The sequence below is a fragment of the Rhodococcus sp. DN22 genome (assembly GCF_036669995.1).
Taxonomy (GTDB): domain Bacteria; phylum Actinomycetota; class Actinomycetes; order Mycobacteriales; family Mycobacteriaceae; genus Rhodococcus_F; species Rhodococcus_F erythropolis.
The window spans coordinates 4,098,581-4,116,037 of record NZ_CP133326.1; the positions used below are offsets into that span (position 1 = coordinate 4,098,581).

9 protein-coding genes and 2 tRNA genes are annotated in these 17,457 nt (G+C 64.9%); 6 read left to right on the forward strand and 5 right to left on the reverse strand.

Features of this window, described 5'->3' with window-relative positions; translation table 11 throughout:
- Positions 1–963, forward strand: coding sequence for an oxidoreductase (locus RA302_RS18665; RefSeq protein WP_070160898.1), 963 nt, complete (start codon positions 1–3; stop codon positions 961–963).
- A 133-nt stretch (positions 964–1,096) separates the two neighbouring features.
- Here RA302_RS18665 and RA302_RS18670 read toward each other — a convergent pair whose 3' ends face one another.
- Positions 1,097–2,332, reverse strand: coding sequence for an Ig-like domain-containing protein (locus RA302_RS18670; protein ID WP_050656803.1), 1,236 nt, complete (start codon positions 2,330–2,332; stop codon positions 1,097–1,099).
- A gap of 302 nt (positions 2,333–2,634) precedes the next feature.
- Between RA302_RS18670 and RA302_RS18675 the strand changes: the two genes are divergently transcribed.
- From RA302_RS18675 to RA302_RS18685, 3 genes are all read left to right on the forward strand, one after another.
- Positions 2,635–2,707: transfer RNA gene (locus RA302_RS18675), tRNA-Lys, on the forward strand.
- 111 nt (positions 2,708–2,818) lie between these two features.
- Complete coding sequence (locus RA302_RS18680; protein WP_070160896.1) at positions 2,819–4,249, forward strand: amidase; 1,431 nt, start codon at positions 2,819–2,821, stop codon at positions 4,247–4,249.
- A 93-nt stretch (positions 4,250–4,342) separates the two neighbouring features.
- Positions 4,343–4,415 (forward strand) — tRNA-Lys (locus tag RA302_RS18685).
- A gap of 66 nt (positions 4,416–4,481) precedes the next feature.
- On the opposite strand, the gene RA302_RS18690 is transcribed toward RA302_RS18685, so the two are convergent.
- Complete coding sequence (locus RA302_RS18690) at positions 4,482–4,703, reverse strand: DUF3618 domain-containing protein (RefSeq protein ID WP_003945299.1); 222 nt, start codon at positions 4,701–4,703, stop codon at positions 4,482–4,484.
- Positions 4,704–4,848: 145 nt separating this feature from the next.
- Between RA302_RS18690 and bcp the strand changes: the two genes are divergently transcribed.
- The gene (gene bcp / locus RA302_RS18695) at positions 4,849–5,322 is read left to right on the forward strand and encodes a thioredoxin-dependent thiol peroxidase (protein ID WP_007733290.1); all 474 of its coding nucleotides are present in this window, start codon (positions 4,849–4,851) and stop codon (positions 5,320–5,322) included.
- On the opposite strand, the gene RA302_RS18700 is transcribed toward bcp, so the two are convergent.
- The gene (locus tag RA302_RS18700) at positions 5,319–6,668 is read right to left on the reverse strand and encodes a dipeptidase (RefSeq protein WP_070160894.1); all 1,350 of its coding nucleotides are present in this window, start codon (positions 6,666–6,668) and stop codon (positions 5,319–5,321) included. The two genes, bcp and RA302_RS18700, sit on opposite strands and share 4 nt — an antisense overlap.
- Positions 6,669–6,958: 290 nt before the next feature.
- On the opposite strand from RA302_RS18700, the gene RA302_RS18705 reads away from it, so the two are divergent.
- Positions 6,959–7,660 (forward strand): TetR family transcriptional regulator, encoded by a 702-nt coding sequence (locus RA302_RS18705; protein ID WP_003945379.1) that lies wholly within the window; start codon positions 6,959–6,961, stop codon positions 7,658–7,660.
- A 58-nt stretch (positions 7,661–7,718) separates the two neighbouring features.
- Here the strand turns inward: RA302_RS18705 and RA302_RS18710 are convergent, their stop codons facing one another.
- Both RA302_RS18710 and RA302_RS18715 read right to left on the reverse strand, forming a co-directional pair.
- Positions 7,719–8,117 carry a holo-ACP synthase gene (locus RA302_RS18710; protein ID WP_003945362.1) on the reverse strand — a complete coding sequence of 133 codons (399 nt, stop codon included), beginning with the start codon at positions 8,115–8,117 and terminating at the stop codon, positions 7,719–7,721.
- A gap of 10 nt (positions 8,118–8,127) precedes the next feature.
- Positions 8,128–17,439, reverse strand: coding sequence for a type I polyketide synthase (locus tag RA302_RS18715; RefSeq protein ID WP_070160892.1), 9,312 nt, complete (start codon positions 17,437–17,439; stop codon positions 8,128–8,130).
- Positions 17,440–17,457 lie beyond the last annotated feature (18 nt).

Here is a 17,457-nt window from a genome sequence, read left to right on the forward strand (position 1 = left end):
ATGAATTCCATCCAGCGCAAAATCAACACCGGATTCTCCCGAGTCTCCACTGCCGACGACGTACTTGCCGGACAAGATTTAACGGGCACTACGGTTTTGGTCACTGGCGGGTACTCCGGACTCGGATATGAGGTTTCGCAGTCACTTTCTTCGGTCGGGGCGCGAGTTGTAGTTCTTGCCCGCCGACCAGAACAGGCACGGAGCGCGGTGGCCGACCTTCCGGGTATCGAAGTGCGAGCGTGCGACCTGTCGGACCCGAGCAGTGTCAGATCGTGTGCGCGAGAAATCCTCGAATCCCGGATCACTCCGGACATCATCATCTGCAATGCGGGGGTCATGGCCTGCCCGGAACTCCGTGTCGGCTCCGGCTGGGAATCACAGTTCGCGATCAATCACCTCGGGCACTTTGTACTGGTGAACCTGCTTGTGCCAGCCATGCCCGCAAACGGCTCTCGCGTCGTAGCGGTCTCGTCGGCGGGACATTTTCTGTCGGGAGTGCGTTGGAATGACATACATTTCCGCAACGGTTACGACCGCTGGCTTGCGTACGGTCAAGCCAAGACTGCCAATGCTCTATTCGCTGTACAGCTGGCGAGCTCCGGTGCTTCACGCGGTATCAGTGCGTTCTCCGTCCATCCCGGGAGCATCCTCACTCCCCTTCAACGTCACTTCTCTGCATCGGAGAAACACGATCTCGGATGGACGACGTCGAATGGCGACGCCGTGCCGGGGTTCAAGACTCCCTCCCAGGGCGCCGCTACAACGGTGTGGGCAGCGACGGCACCGATACTCGCCGATCACTCCGGCGCGTACCTCCAGGACTGCAACATCGCGGACGTCGCGCAGACTGATGACATGAGCGTCGGCGGAGTGAAACCTTGGGCTACCGATCCCGCCGACGCACGCAGATTGTGGGCACTGTCCGCTGAGATGACCGGAGTGGACGCGTTCGGTCGACGCTGACACCGAGCGAACGTACCTCCCGTCGCCTCAGATAGACCGAGAGGCACTTTCGCTCACAAAAGGTGTACAGATGCAGAATGCCCCCAACCGGACGGTCGGGGGCATTCTGCCGTTCAAGGCTTCAGGGACGCACTCAGACGTCCGCGTTGCCGGTCTTCCAGACGCTCCAGGGGATGTTCCAGTCACCGAGGCCGTCGGTGCCGGAGAGAGTGCCGCCGACGGTGTTCTTGACGACGACGATGTCCCCACGCTTGGTGTTGTCGTAGACCCACTTGGCGTTGGACGGGCTCAGGTTGAGGCAGCCGTGACTGGTGTTGGAGTAGCCCTGCTGCCCGACCGACCACGGCGCCGAGTGGAAGAAGATGCCGCTGTAGGACATTCGGGTCGCCCAGTCGACGGGGGTCTTGTAACCCTGCGCCGAGGTGACCGGGACGCCGTACGTGGACGAGTCCATGATCATGTTCGCGAAGCGGTCACCGATGATGTAGACGCCGTTGTCGGTAGGAGTGCTGTCCTTGCCCATGGAGGTGGGCATGGTCATGACAGTCTCACCGTTGACCTGGAAAGTGACCTGCTTGGTGTTGTCGTCCGCCGTGGCGATGACGGCATCACCGATGGTGAAGGAACTCTTCGCGTCTTCCTGCCCGAAGACTCCCTTGCCGAGATTGCGCCCGTACACGTTGACGCTCACGTCGACCTTGGTGCCCGGTGCCCAGTAGTTCTCCGGACGCCAACGGACCTCACGATTGTTGACCCAGTAGAACGCACCTTCGACGGCCGGAGTCGTGGTGACGGTGATCGCAGCTTCGGCAGCCTTGCGATCGGGGATGTTCTCGTCGAACTGCACCGCGATGGGCTGACCGATGCCGACCACGTCACCCTCGTTGGGCAAGACATACGGCTTGGTGACGTTGCCGGGTGCGCTGGTGGTGAAGGACGTGACCGTCGTACTTGCGCCACCCAATCCGAATGCGCGGGCCTCGATTTTGTACTTGCGGTTGTAGCCGAGTGGCTCGGTGGTGGTCCACGACGCACCGTCGGCAGCAATCGCGCCGGCAACTGCCTTGCCGTCCTGATTGACCATCGTCACGTCGGACAGAGCGCCGTCAGCGACGTTGATCTTGACCGGGTCGCCCGGCGAGAAGCCGACAGCGCCGTCGGCAGCGGTCGAGGTGAGCTTCGGCTTGATGAGTTCGGTGAGCGGATTGGAATCGATCGGCGCCGACCCTTCGGTACTGACGTCCTTGCCGCCCGACGTGCACGCGGTCATCAGAACGAGAGCACCGAGAGACGCCGCGATCATCGCCGCGCCCTTCGACGCTCGACCGTTCCCCCCGCGCACGGACAGACCCCACCTTTGACGACTCATCGTTCGACTCCGCTTCACAATTTCTCCGACTAACTTCCGCGTCACATGCGAATCCCACTTACCGGAAGGCAAGTGGGACTTGCGGTATGACTGCGCTGCACCAATGATGCCAGGCGCGCTCGTTACCAACGGTCATGAAAGGCCACGCCGTCAGTAACGTTCAAGTATCAATCGCTCCGAACCGTCCGTTTTGTTACCGCTTTCAGCGGATTTCCTCCAATCGGACTACAGCGGTGACGCCTCCACCTGGCGATTTGCTCCCGAACCGGCGATTCGGCTAATGTTCTGTCTCGCAAGAGCGAGCGCCTATAGCTCAGTTGGTAGAGCAAGTGACTCTTAATCACTGGGTCCGGGGTTCGAGTCCCTGTGGGCGCACTTGCAAAGGTCCCCACCTTCTTCGGAAGGTGGGGATTTTTCTTTGTGTCGTGGTGGACAGGTTGTGGTGAATAGACTTCACAGTTATCGGAACCACGGCCTGGAGGATTGATGACCGAGCGCGAAACCACACCGGGCAGCGAGCTGGCATTTGCCGGGGTTGCGGGTCAGGCCGCTCTGATCCGGTCCGGAGAATTATCGGCCCGCGAGCTCACCGAGAACACACTTCGCCGTATCGAACGCCTCGATTCGACGCTCAATGCTTTTGTGCGAGTTCTCGCAGACGAAGCGCTCGACGAAGCGACACATCTCGATCAGCGCCAGGCCGACGGCCACAGCCTGGGCCCACTGCACGGAGTCCCGATCGCGATCAAAGACGAGAACGACGTCGCCGGAACGCCGACGACGTACGGCGGTGCGGCAGCAACTCGCATCGCATCGGCCGATTCAGAGGTCGTCCGGCGGTTGCGCGAGGCCGGCGCGGTGATCGTCGGCAAGACGACGATGCCCGAGTTCGGCATCTGGCCCTTCACGGAGACTGCTGCAAACGGCTACACCAGAAACCCTTGGGACACCGGCGTATCCACGGGCGGATCGAGCGGAGGATCTGCGTCGGCCGTCGCGTCGGGCATGGTCGCAGCGGCAATCGGCGGCGACGGCGGCGGTTCCATCCGACTGCCTTCGGCGTTCTGCGGGTTGTTCGGACTCAAACCGCAGCGCGGTCGGGTGAGCACCGCGCCGAACCGCAACCTCTGGCGCGGACTCGGCACGCTAGGCCCTCTCACTCGTTCCGTCGAGGACAGCGCGCTCGTGTACGACGTGATAACCGGTACCACCGGGATCGACGACTACACAGCCGAAACGCTCCGCACCAGCTTTGCCGAGTCAGCCGCATCGGCGCCCGGGCCGCTTCGCATTGCAGTGTCCACCCGGAGTCCGGTCCGGGGCGTCCGCCCGTCCCCGGAGGTCGTTGCCGCGGTGCATTCGATCGCAGAGATGTTGAGCGCGTTGGGACATCACGTCGAAGAGCACGATCCCGAGTACCCGGACGCAACTGCAGCATTTCTCCCCCAGGTGCTCGGCGGCGTCCGCGACGAAGCACTGCGCGTCGATCATCCAGCGTTACTCGAGAAGCGCACACGAGCACTCGCGTCGATCGGCCGGATAGCCGCTCCCGCGCGCGTCGGGAAATTCGCTTACCGCAAAGGTGAGCGAATCGCAGCGACGGTCAACCAGGTCTTCGACACCTTCGACCTGGTCCTGATCCCGACCACGCCCGCGCTGCCACGCCCGATCGGACAACTCGAAGGAACCGGCCTTCTGTCAGCAGTCCGCAAGGCGTTGCCGATCGCCGCCTACTGTTCGATCTGGAATGTCTGCGGCAACCCGGCGGCCGCTGTGCCCGCCGGGTTCTCCGAACGCGGACTCCCCCTGAGCGTCCAACTGGTCGGGCGCAGCGGTGGTGAACCGACCATTCTCGCCGTCGCACAGCAGTTGGAAAGCACCGTCCGCTGGCCGGATTCGTACCCTCCACACTCGTGAATTCCGGAAGCGATGTAACCATCGTCACCACGATGAACACGCGTTTTGCAAACTCCTGAGCCTGTCGGCTAATGTTCTGTCTCGCAAGAGCGAGCGCCTATAGCTCAGTTGGTAGAGCAAGTGACTCTTAATCACTGGGTCCGGGGTTCGAGTCCCTGTGGGCGCACTTGCAAGAAGGCCCCCACCTCACCAGGTGGGGGCCTTCTTCATGTTCTGTCTTCGACAACTCGGGTCAGCGAATGATCTTCCGGACCACGAGTAGTCCCACCACTGAACCGACTGCGATCAGCGCGTACTTCACTGCCGGCTCGTTGAGCTTGGCGAGCACCGTCTTCTTGGTGTTCTCGACCAGCCGCTTCGGGTTGGTGCGGACCGTCAGTTCGTCGAGTGTGCTCGCGAGCTGGTTACGCGCCTTCTCGATCTCGCGTTCGATGCTCTCGGTGTCCCTGGGCACGTGTCCTCCAACTTGTCTGTGTTCTGCTGCTCTGTGTGCGGGTCTGCTGTGCGGACGCAGCGCGCCGACACTTCGCTCTACCGTAGAGGAGCAGAATGCCCTCGCGCCCACCTGCCGCGCAATTTCTCGACTAACCTCGATTCCCGTGACCGAGAACAGTAGATTGTCCGCCGGCGACGTCGCGCCGGATTTCACGCTCCCAGACGCCGATGGCAACGAGGTTTCCCTTCACGATTACCGCGGCCGCAAGGTCATCGTGTACTTCTACCCGGCGGCCAGCACCCCGGGGTGCACCAAGCAGGCCTGCGACTTCCGTGACAGCCTCGCCGAGCTGAACGGCGCCGGCCTCGAAGTCATCGGAATCTCGCCGGACAAGCCCGCAAAACTCGCGAAGTTCCGCGATACCGAAGAGTTGACCTTCCCGCTGCTCTCCGATCCCGAGAAGGCGACGCTCGAAGCCTGGGGCGCGTTCGGTGAGAAGAAGATGTACGGCAAGACCGTCCAGGGCGTCATCCGCTCGACGTTCCTCGTCGACGAGGAAGGCAAGATCGAGGTGGCCCAGTACAACGTCCGGGCCACCGGCCACGTCGCCAAGCTACGACGCGATCTGTCGGTCTAACTCCCGTACCGGCTCAAGAACAGAGCCTCCGCGAAAGCGAGATTCTCGATCTCCGACGGGTCGACGCTTTCGTCGGGCGCATGAATGCGGCATTGCGGTTCCTCGACGCCGATCAACGCGATCTCCGCGTCGGGGAACTGCTCGGCCAGTGCACTGCACAGCGGTATCGATCCCCCTTGGCCGGCAAATCCGACTTCGCGGCCGTAGGCATCGGTGAGCGCGGACTTCAGCTGCGCGAAACCTGCACCCTCCGTCGAGGACGAGAACGGCGATCCCGTCGATTCCGGAACGACCTCGATGTGGACGCCCCACGGCGCCGCCGCGCGGAGGTGGTCCGTCAACAACTTCTGTGCCTGCGCCGGATCCGTGCCAGGCGGGACACGAAGATTCAGGCGCGCCGACGCGCGGGGCGTGATCGCCGCCGCCGAACCCACGACCGGCGGGCAGTCGATACCCAGGATGGTCAGCGCCGGACGAGCCCACACCTGCTCGGCGACCGAACCGGAACCAGTCAGCTGCACCCCTTCGAGCACCCCGGCGTCGGAGCGGAACTGATCGCCGTCATAACTGACACCCGCCCATTCCTGGTCGTTGGTCAAGCCTTCGACAGTGGTGTTTCCGGCGCTGTCGTGCAGCGTCGAGAGTATGTGCACCAGCGCGGTGATCGCATCGGGCGCCGGTCCACCGAAGACACCGGAGTGAATCTCACCCTCGAGCGTCGAGACGTGGACCACAACGTTCGCGATCCCGCGCAATGACGTCGTGATCGTCGGCTCCCCGACTTCGGTGTTGCCGGTATCGGCGATCAGGATCATGTCGGCTGCAAAAAGTTCGGGCCGCTCTCGCACCAGATCCTCGAGACCGCCAGTGCCCGTCTCCTCGGATCCTTCGGCGACGAGCGTCAGGTGGACGCTCGGGTCCACACCGGCTGCGGCGAGCGCTCGCAGAGCTGTCAGATGCATGACGACGTTGCCCTTGCAGTCGGAAGCGCCCCGTCCGTACCACCGTCCGTCGCGCTCGGTGAGCGTGAAAGGCGGGGAGCCCCAGAGCTCTTCGTTTCCGGGCGGCTGAACGTCGTAGTGGCAGTACAGCAGAACGGTCGGAGCACCGCCCGGGCCTGGTCGACGCCCGACAACCGCGGCCGAACCGTCGGAGGTCTCGATCGCCTCGATATCGGCGAAACCCTGAGCCCGGAATGCCTCCAGGACCCAATGCGCAGCGGCCGCGCATTCTTCCGGCGGGTACTGCCGTGCATCGGCGACGGACTTCATCGCCACAAGTGCACTCAGATCCTCACGGGCACGCGGCATGAGTTCACCTACCGCGGTTCGCAGTTCTTCCGTCATCGTCTCCCTCTCCTCGGCATCGAATCTCGGTGTGCCCGAAGAATCTCAGTCTGCCCGAATCGGACGTAGGTAGGCGCCAGGATCGCCGATGCGCCACACCGCGCAGCAACCTCTTCGGCTACTGGACAGTTGGTCACCTAGTATCGAGGTGTGGCAACAGCATCGGGACTCGTGTGCGCGCACCTGCGCGGTGCGTTTCGACCGATCACGACCGCCGAAGTAGGTGGCCGATGACACCGGATAATGCACAAGTCCCAAATTCGACAGAAAACACCGATAGCCTGGAAGACGTGCAGCCCACGACTCGTCACCGCGCGCGGCGACGAGTCGACCCAGCACTGGAGAATCCCCAGAGCCTCGAAGAACCGCAGGAACTGCTGCCGCGCAAGCGTCCGACGCAAGAGCGCAGCCAGCGTAAATTCGACGCACTCCTGGCTGCGTCACGGGAACTCCTCACCGATGTCGGTTTCGAATCGTTCACCTGTGAAGAAGTCGCGGCACGTGCTGACGTCCCGATTGGGACGCTTTACCAGTTCTTCGCGAACAAGTACGTCATCGTGTGCGAATTGAACCGCCAGGACCTCGTCGGGGTCCAGCACGAGCTTGCTCAGTTCGGCGGCGAAGTACCCTCGCTCGACTGGTTGCGGTTCCTGAACAGTTTCGTCGATCACATGGCCGGGCTGTGGACGTCTGATCCGTCGCGCCGCGAGGTCTGGCTGGCGATGCAGTCGACGCCGTCCACGCGGGCAACCGGAGTCATTCACGAAAAGCAGTTCGCCGAGACCGTAGCGAAAATGCTCGGCCCGTTGACGCCTCGTACGCGGCGAGATCGTCGCCTGATGATGGCGGAAGTTCTTGTCCACGTGGTGTATTCGATGCTCAATTTCTCGGTTCAGGACGGTCAGTCGCATGCCGACGCCGTCGCCGAACTGAAAAGGTTGATGATCGCGTATCTCCTCGTCGCCGAGAAGGAATCCCGCACGAAGGACTAGTCGAACGACAAAGAGCCGGTCTCCCCTTGGGAGACCGGCTCTTTCGTGTCCGGCAGTGCTACTCCGGGTCGGATTCGATGACCGCGAAAGCGCCCGCCATGTCCCCGTCGTGCGTGAGCGAAATATGAATCTTCACTCCGGTCAGGTGTTTGGCCACGTCACCGCGAAGCCGGATGCCGGGGCGCCCCCAGGCGTCCGAGACGACCTCGATCTGATTGTGGATCATTTCCCCCAGCACCGGTGGGCCGGCGAAGAGAGCAGTTGACCATGCCTTGATCACTGCTTCCTTCGCAGCCCACCGGGCGGCGAAATGTCGTGCCGGTTCGGAGCTCCGGGTAGCGGCGTCTCGACGCTCGCCCGGTGTGAAGTTGTCGAGCATTGCCGTTCCCGGCCTGTTCAATTGCTCGGCGAACTCCGACACCGTCACGAGGTCGAAACCGATACCCAGAACTCCCATACCGTGACTACTACTTGCAGCCGGGCAGATTCGAGCGGTACACCTGGTCTGCGCCGAGTCGTGCGTCCTCGCTCAGCAGCATGTCCGCTTCGAGCTGGCGCGACGCCTTGGCCGGCGTTCCGTCGGCACCGAGGCGACGATCCGCCGGGCGCTCGTAGAGGCTGTCGCCACCGCACATCGCCTTCGCGAGGCGACGCTGACCGTCGATCGTCCGCTGCTGGGCCGCAGCAACATAGGCGTCACGCTTGTCGGCCGGAACCGACTCGACGAATGCCTGCGGGTGCACGACTGCGATCAGGCCGGAGACGTGACCGAAGCCGAGGCTGGTCAGCAGGCCGGCACGCAGCGGAAGCTGATCACCGAACTTGAGCGGCTGACGTGCCCACACGAGGTGCTCGAACTCGGCCATCTTGTCGTCGACGCAGTCGAGGCTGCGGTTCGGCGGGACGATGCCCTGGCTCAGTACCTGGCAGAGCCCGATCAGCTGGAAGGCTGCGGCACCACCCTTGGCGTGACCGGTCAGGCTCTTCTGCGAGACCACGAACATCGGCGCGCCTTCACTGCGTCCCAATGCCCCGGCGAGGCGCTCGTGCAGCTCTGCCTCGTTGGGATCATTGGCGGCAGTGGAGGTGTCGTGCTTGGAGATCACGGCGATGTCGTCGGCGCTCACGCCGAGTGCGTTGAGCGAGAGTGCGAGCTGCGAATCCGCTCCCCCACGTCCGGCGCCCAGTGCTCCGAGTCCCGGTGCCGGGATCGAGGTGTGGACACCGTCGGCGAACGATCCGGCCCAGGCGACCACACCGAGGACGGGAAGACCCATCTCGAGTGCCAGGTCACCGCGAGCGAGGAGAATCGTTCCGCCACCGGCCGACTCGACGAATCCGCCGCGGCGACGATCGTTGGCCCGCGAGAAGCGGCGATCCTCGATGCCCTTGGCATGCATGTCCTCGGTCTTGGCAGTGGCCGACATGTCGCCGAAGCCGATGATGCCTTCCGTGCTCAGATCGTCGAACCCGCCGGCAACAACCAACTGCGCCTTGCCGAGTCGGATCTTGTCGACGCCTTCTTCGACGGATACCGCTGCCGTGGCGCAGGCGGCGACGGGGTGAACCATCGCACCGTAACCGCCGACGTACGACTGAACGACGTGCGCTGCAATGACGTTCGGCAGCGCTTCCTGCAGGATGTCGTTCGGACGGTTCTCGCCGAGCAGCGTGTCGATGTACAGGCTCCTCATGGAGGTCATGCCGCCCATGCCGGTGCCCTGCGTGTTGGCGACCAGGCTCGGGTGTACCCAGCGGAGCAGTTCGCTCGGAGTGAAGCCGCCGGTGAGGAAGGCGTCCACCGTTGCGACGATGTTCCAGAGGCCGACGCGGTCGACCGAATCTGCCATGTCGGCGGGGATGCCCCACTTGGTGACGTCGAAGTTGGTCGGGATCTGGCCGCCGACACTGCGAGTCAGCTTCATCTTGCGCGGGACGCGGATCTCGGTGCCTGCGCGGCGGGTGACCGTCCAGTCTCCGGACTCGGCGGAAACCGTCGCCGTCGTGTTCTCCGGATCGGATTCGACGAAGGCCTGAGCCTCTGCCTCACTGCCGACCACGAAGCTCAGATCCTTGTCCAGGAACACGGAGGTGAGCAGCGGAGCGGTGTTGTCGATCATCGCGCCCTCGTCGACGTAGCGACGGATGCCGCAACGCTCGACGACTGCGTCGTGGTACTTGTCGGCGATTTCCGCCTCGGGTACCAGGTCACCGGATTCGACGTCGTACCAGCCCGGCTTGGGGTCGTTCTCCCAGACGATGAGTCCGGTGTTCCACGCCAATTCGAGAACGCCTGCGGCAGAGAGCTGCTCGTCGACCTCCATCTCGAAGCGGGTACGCGAGGAACCGTAGGGTCCGAGCTCTCCGGCACCCACGATGACCACGAGGTCCGCGGGGGTGACGTCCAGTTCGGGCCAGCTCGGAGCCTTGACCGAGTCGTCGATGCGAGCCGGCGCGGGCAGCGCCAGGATGCTGGACTCGTCCACTGCTTCGTCGACAGCTTCGGCGATCTCGGCAACCTCGGCAGCTTCCTTGGCCAAAGCACCCAGATCCAGGTTGGCCTCGGACAGTCCGCCGGTCAGGTCGACCTCGAGCGGAGCCTCGGCAGCAGCGCGCCGCGACTCGCGGGTTGCCGTCTTCAGCAGTTCGGTCGCCATCTCCTGGGTGGACCAGGTGCGGACGCCCGCAGCTTCGACTGCGTCGACGATCGGATCGTTGTGACCCATGAGTCCGGTTCCGCGAACCCAACCGATGACCGCATGTGCCAACGTGACCCGCTCGGCCCAGTTGCGCTCGGCCTTCCAGCGATTGACCACGGCGATCAGCGAAGCCTTGGCCTCGCCGTAAGCACCGTCGCCGCCGAACGTTCCGCGGTTCGGCGAACCGGGCAGCACCACGTGCAGGTGCGTGTCGACGTCGCTGTCGTAACCGATCTTCGACAGACCGCCGATGAGGCGCTCCACCGACCAGAGCAGCACGCGCATTTCCATTTCGGCGCGAGCGCCGGCGTCGGAGAGTTCGCCGCCGACACGGGGAGCTGCGAACGGGAAGAGCATCGTCGGCGTCATGGCCGGCTTGATGAGCTTCTTTGCGCCGCCTGCGTTCTCGGTGGCTTCGTTGCCGATCCAGTCGATCAGTGCGTCGACGTCGGTGTACGACGCCATGTTCGCGGGAACCACCCAGAGGGCGGCACCGGCGCGAGCATTCTCGCGGTACAGGTCGCGGTAGAAGCCCAGACGCTGACCGTCGAGTCGCGAGGTGGTCACGAAGACCGTTGCGCCACCGGCAAGGAGCTTGCCCGTGACCGCTGCCGCGATGGAACCCTTGCTGGCGCCCGTCACTACTGCGACCTCGCCTGCCCACTCGGGTGCGTCGGATTCTGCCGCAGCAGCCGCATCAGCGATGCGGGTGTAGACCTCGGCGAGTGCGGTGCGGCCTTCGTCGGTCGCACGGGTGGCCCACCACTTCGCCTGTGCGGCGACGGTGTAGCCGGCACCGATGAAGTTCTCGACCGACAACGCGGTGTCACCGAGCCAAATGCGAGCGAGATCCTCACGCGCACTTGCCCAGCGGTCGTCGAGCAGAACAGCCTTCTGCGCGTCGAATGCCGGAGCAACCAGACGCGGCCAGTCGGAGCCGAGTTCAGCCGAGACCAGGTCGACCAGTTCGGTGTCCTCGACCGTCGCGACTGCCGTTTCTTCGTTCAGTCCGAGCTGCTCGAGTATCAGGCGTGCGGCCGAGGCCAGAACGCCGTTGCGACCGGTGATGTTCTCGGTGAACTCACCCAGAGCGGCTGCGTCGACGGTTCCGCCGCTTCCGCCGCCGGTAGCCGGCAACGAGACGCTGACTCCGCGAGCAGACCCGACCGAGGCAACTGCGCTGTCGATGACTGCGTCCACTGCTGCAGCGTCGGCCAGTGCGCCGGAGCTCAGGCCACCGAGGTCGCCGCCGCGGATGCTGGCGCCGTCACGGGTACCGAGAGCCACTGCTGCGGTGACGTGGTGTGCCCAGCCGTCGCCCAGCTCCCAGACCTTCTTGACGCGGTCGGCGATGTAGCCGGGACGCTTGCCCGAGGGGCCGAAGACCTTGCGCAGGTGATCGTTGATCGAATCGGAGAGCACCGGTCCGAACGGCTTGTACGTACGGGCGAGCTTGTCAACGGTTGCCCCCAGGGAGCCCATGTCGGCGTCTGCGGCCCCGTCGATGGCACCGAGGGAGAGCTCGGAGCCGAGGTCGACCAGAAGCTGGTTGCGACGCGAGGAAACGCCGTCGCACAGTGCCTCGATCGTGTCCGCGGGGCCGACCTGATCGGGACGGAGCTTGGTCCACAGGCTGATCAGGACCTTCGTGGCGTCGGGCGCCTTGAAGGTGAGGTCGTCCGGACGCGGTCCACCCGAAGGTGCAGCCGGCGCGGCAGCGGCAACCGGAGCAGCGGCCGCGGCGGCCGGAGCAGCCTGCGCGGCAGGCGCTTCGATCTCGTCGTCGTCATCGACAGCGGGGTCGACGTCGGTGCCGTAGACGATCGCGGCTTCGCGCTCGACGTTGAGAACCTCGACCGGGTAGCCGAAGCGGCCCGGCAGCTTGAGGGTCTGCGACGCGAGGTTTGCAACGGTCGGGGCAGCGCCGAGACCGATCTCGACGAAGCGTTCGACCCCGAGTCCACCTTCGGACTCGTCACCGAAGAGCAGGTCCTGCGTCTCGATCCAACGGACCGGGCTGGCGAACTGCCAAGCCAGCAGCTCGATCAGGATGATGCGGGACAACTCGTGAGTGCGCGTTGCGTAGCTGTCGAAGTCTGCGAGGACTTCCTGCAGCGGCTCGGACGGCACCAGGTCGGCGATTTCCTGAACGAAGTCACGACGCAGCGAGAACGGCTTCGGAACCAGGTTCGGGATGTAGCGGCCGATCAGGATGTCCGGATCGATGTCGTGCGGGAGCAAGTCCTGCAGGCACACGCGGAAGTCCGCCACGCCACCGCGAAGGACGGTGGAGTGGAACGGCACGTCGATGCCGGGAACCTGGATGTATGCCCGCTTGCCACCGAATTCTGCTCGGCGACGATCGATTTCGACCTCGAGTGCGTCGAGACCGGCTACCGAACCGGCAATGGCGTACTGGCTGCCGCGCAGGTTCAGGTTGACGATTTCGAGGAACTCACCGGAAGACTCGGCGACACCGGCGACGAAGCCCTGCACGTCGTCGTCGGAAACACCGATCTGCGACGGGCGGATAGCGGCCATGCGGTAGTCGGAGCGTCCGGCTTCGTCGCGGGGAACGAGCTGGTGCATGGCCGAGCCACGCTGGAAGACGACCTCGAGAAGCGCTTCGAGCGGGAAGACCTCGGCGACAGCGGCGAGTGCGTTGTACTCACCGACAGAGTGACCGGCCAGAAGCGAATCCTCGATGAAGGTTCCGGACTCGCGCAGCTCGGCAACCTGGGCAACACCGAGAACGGCCATGGCCACCTGGGTGAACTGGGTCAGGTGCAGGACACCGTCGGGATGCCTGTGCTCGACACCACGGGCCTTGACGGTCACCGGGTTGTCGCGCACGACAGCGAGAATCGAGAATCCGAGCGCCTTACGAGTGTGCTTGTCCGCGCGCTCCCAGACGTCGCGGGCGGCCTTGGAGCGTGCGCGAGCGTCGAGGCCCATGCCCGGGCGCTGAATGCCCTGGCCGGGGAAGGCGTAGACGGTCTTCGGTGCGGCAGTGCGGCCGGTGGCGACCATGACCAGTTCGCCGTCGATGCGGCAGCCGACCTCGACGATTTCTGCGCCCTGGTCGATGCCGACACGGTCGACGCGGACGTCGATCTCGGCGCCGGGGCGAACCATCCCGAGGAAGCGGGCGGTCCAGGCGGTCAGGCGGCGCGGCGGGACGCGGGTCTCGGCCGGGTCGACTGCGGTGACTACCTGCTGCGCTGCGGCGGAGAGCCACATGCCGTGCACGATCGGGGTTCCGAGGCCGGCCAGCAGAGCGGCGTTGTCGGAGGTGTGAATCGGGTTGTGGTCACCGGAAACCTGAGCGAACGCGCCCATGCTGACCGGCGCGAGGATCTTCGCGTCACGGCGACGACGACGCGAGGTGTCGACAGCCGCATCGCTGATCGATCCACCAGCGCGAGCCGGGTCGGCGAGTTCGCCTGCACCGGTGCGTCCGCGGATCGCGAAACGCTCGGTCATGGTGACGACTGCGGGGGCGTCGAGGCCCTCGCCGAGCATGGCACCGACCTCGACCTTGACCTCGACGACACGACCGAGGTCGGTGTCGAGAACCGAGGCGACCTCGGCATTGACCACGAGAATGCTTGTCTCGGAGGGAAGTTCACCGACGAAGTCGACCGTGTGGTCGAGGTGGACCAGGTCGAGCATGCCTTCGATAACGGAAAGACTGTCGAGCTTGGCTGCGCCGAGGACTGCGAACACTGCAGGCCAGCATGCTCCGACGACGACGTCCGGAACAGCCTTGCCGCTGACACTGAGCGTGGTGGGCAGACCCGAACCGGTGACACCGGCGTGATCGGCGATGCGATCGGGAACCCACGCGACGTTGAGGCGAGCCTTGCCGTTCTTGACTGTCGGAAGTTCCTGTCCGGCAGCAACTGCCAGGAGCGCGGACATCGCACCTTCGGCATCGGCTTCGGTGACAACCGGAGCGCCGCCGTCGACGACGGACTCGGGGATCGTGATCGTGATGTCGACGGACTTGCCTGCCACCAACGGAACCGAAAGCAGCACGTGCGAGGAATCGACGACGGTCAGACTGGAACCGGTGGTGCCGTGAACTGCCTTGTCGGCAGACTCTGCACTCCACTCGTCGAGGTCGCCGAGACGACGGACGGGGTTCTGGGTCAGGCGGCCGGCCCACTGGAGGTCAGGAGCCGAGAGAACGGCGTCGAGAAGTCCGGGTGCTGAATCCTGGTGGCGACGGCTCGCGAGTGCAACCGGAGTGGTTCCGGCAGCAACCAATTCGTCGTAGGTCGCCTTCTCGAAGCGATCGAGCAGGTCACCGACCGGCTCGTCGACACGGGTGATGCCGGCGACGGCAACGGTGCCGGGGATGACGCAAACCTGATCGGCGGTGTAGCGGGGGTCGTGTGCCTGCCACAGGGAGTCGCTGCGCCACCAACGACGCACGTCACCGTCGACGATGGGAACGAAGTTGACCGGCTTGCCCGGCGTCTTGCACAACGAGATGAAGAACGAGACGTCTGCGGGATGCAGAACGGTGGTCGAGTAGTCCGGGTACGACGCCTGCAGTGCGCAGATTGCAGCCTCGGGGCGCTCGAGGGTCTCGGCGTCAGCGAACAGCGTGGGGATCGGGCCGCGGTCGACCGGGTGCAGACGCGCCTCGGTGCGCTGGAGCATCTCGCCGAAGCGAGCACGCCAGGTGATGTCGAGCCACGGGCTCGACGTCGCCTCGACGATGGCGTCCTGAAGATCGGCGCCGCAGTCGAATTCCTTCGCCGCGTCGATGCCGACGGTCAGCTCGAGGTAGCGGCGCAGCCACTGTGCGTACGTCATGGTCTCGACGTCGCCGAAGTACGGCTTGGCGGTGACGTCGAGGGCGGCGATGATCTCGTCGCGGCGCTCGGCCACTGCCTCGGAATCGCCGGCAACCTCGTCGAGGAGGCGCCCGGTACGCGAAGCCGCGTTGTCGATCTCGTGGATGTCGGCACCGAGCTGGCTACGGCCGGAGGCCATTCCGCCTTCAGCGGTACCTGCACCGACCCAGTCCGGCGTACCGGGTGTGTCGACGAGGAGCTGCTTGACCTCGGGAGAGGTGGTGGCCTCGAGAGTCGCCATGGCTGCGGTGCCGACCAGGATGCCGTCGACGGGCATGGCCGGGAAACCGGCTGCGGCAGACCAGCGACCGGTCAGGTAATCAGCTGCGCGCTCGGGTGTTCCGATGCCGCCACCGACGCAGATGACCAGGTTCGGGCGTGTACGCAGCTCGGCGTACGTGTCGAGGAGCAGGTCGTCGAGGTCTTCCCACGAGTGGTGTCCGCCGGCGCGGCCGCCTTCGATGTGGACGATGACCGGGAAGTTCGGAACCTCGTTGGCGATGCGGATCACGGAGCGGATCTGCGCCACGGTGCCGGGCTTGAATGCGATGTTGGTGATGCCAATCTCGGACAACTCGTCGATGAGAGCAACAGCCTCTTCGAGTTCCGGGATACCGGCGGTGACGATGACGCCGTCGATGGGAGCACCGGCGGTACGGGCACGCTGCACGAGGCGCTTGCCACCGAGTTGCAGCTTCCACAGGTACGGGTCGAGGAACAGGGAGTTGAACTGGACCGCGCGGCCCGGCTCGAGCAGCATCTTCAGCTCTGCGACACGGTCTTCGAAGATTTCTTCGGTGACCTGCCCGCCACCGGCAAGCTCGGCCCAGTGACCGGCGTTGGCTGCCGCGGCAACGATCTTGGCGTCGACCGTCGTCGGCGTCATACCTGCGAGCAGGATGGGTGAACGACCGGTCAGCTTCGTGAACGCGGTCTCGACGCCGATACGGCCGCCGGGAAGCGCAACGGGCTTCGGCGCGAACTCGGACCACGAACGTGAGACCTCAGGTGCTGCACCGGGGGTGAGCAGATTGCGGTGTCCGCCGCGGGTGGCTGCCGCGATGATGCCGATGCCCTGCCCACGCAGCGAAGAGGACGTCATTCGGGTCAGCTGATCGCTGGGTCCGAGATCGAGAATCCACTTGGCGCCGGCGGAGATTGCGCCGTCGACAGCCTCGACCCAGTCGACCGGATCGACGAGGACACCCTGCGCAAGTTCGCGCGCACGGTCCGCGTCGAGACCGCAACGGGTCGCCCAGCTGCCGACGAGTTCGACGGCCTCGGTCAATGCGGGGTGATGGAAGCCGATTTCGGTGTCGAGCGGATCGAAGGACGGCGCGAAGACGGAACCGCCACGCTTCTTACCCTCACGCTCGCGGGCTTCCTCGGCTTCGATCTGCTCGCAACGCTCTTGCACGCGTGCCAGCTGAGCGGGCGGCCCGGCGAGAACGACGCGGCGACGGCCGTTGCGGATGGCGAGGACAGCCGCGCGCTCAGGCGCCACACCCTCGGCAAGCTCGGCGACGATGGCGGCGAGACGCTCGGGATCGACGCCCGAGACCGCAACCATCGGCTTCGCGGAGGCGCCGGCGATGACGCCGCGGCGACGGCCGACCAAGCTGGCAGCAGCACCGACGAGCTGTGCGACGGCGAGGAGTTCACCGTCGTCGTTGCCCTGCGCGGCTACGGCAGCCGTGGCCAGAAGGCCCTGCGAGTGGCCGATGACGGCAGCCGGCGGGTTACCGGCTACATCCAGACCCTGAGCGGAGAGTGCACGCAACGCCGCAAGCTGCGTGAGGAAGACGCCGGGGAGTGACACCGGAGCTGCGGTGAGCGCGGCAGCGGAAGGCCCGGCCGACTTCTCACCTTCTTCTTCGTCGACGATCTCGGCTTCGAGCATCCACGCGATCGGATCGAATCCGACCGGGCGAACCACGAGGAGATCCTGCGCGACGGGCGCGAGGCGTGCGGCTGCGTCATTGACCAGATCGGTCAGAACGGGCTCCAGGCCGTTGTCACGGCTGAGCTCCTCGAGCGAGGTGAGCCAGGGAGCGCCCTGTCCACCGAAAGCGATTGCGTAGGAAACGCCGTTGTTCAGCGAATCGACGAGGGCACCTTTGCTGGTCGTGCGGGACTGTCCCCCATCGACGCCGAAACGGCGTCCACCCTTCGAGTCGCGTCCGTTTCCTGTAGGTGTCGTGTCATCGATCGTCACGCGTACGTCCTCTCCTGG